This is a genomic window from Geobacillus sp. ZGt-1 (assembly GCF_001026865.1).
GTDB classification, from domain to species: Bacteria; Bacillota; Bacilli; order Bacillales; family Anoxybacillaceae; genus Geobacillus; species Geobacillus thermoleovorans.
Genome location: NZ_LDPD01000033.1, coordinates 1 through 230, shown reverse-complemented (window position 1 = coordinate 230; position 230 = coordinate 1). Strand labels below are relative to the sequence as shown.

Below are 230 nucleotides of genomic sequence, written 5' to 3'. Positions count from 1 at the left end.
ACGTAATACCCGCCGCCGACCGCGTACTGCCCGCCGAAGCGCGCATCATACCCGTAGACGCGGTACACTTCCCCAGGCTGTAAGATGCGGACGAACACAAGGCGCCCATCCTTCGTCCGTTTCCATAGATTGATCGGCTTTTGCACCGTCAAGCGGCCGATTTGCCCTTTTTTCAGCTCCACGCCATCCCAGTACACTTTTTTCACTTGGCCTGGAGGAGTGGTTGGCTT

Annotated in this window: 1 pseudogene; it reads right to left on the bottom strand. The window is 57.4% G+C overall.

Annotated features, from left to right (window positions below):
* Positions 1-230: pseudogene (locus VU18_RS15325) on the bottom strand (hypothetical protein); the annotation flags it as partial.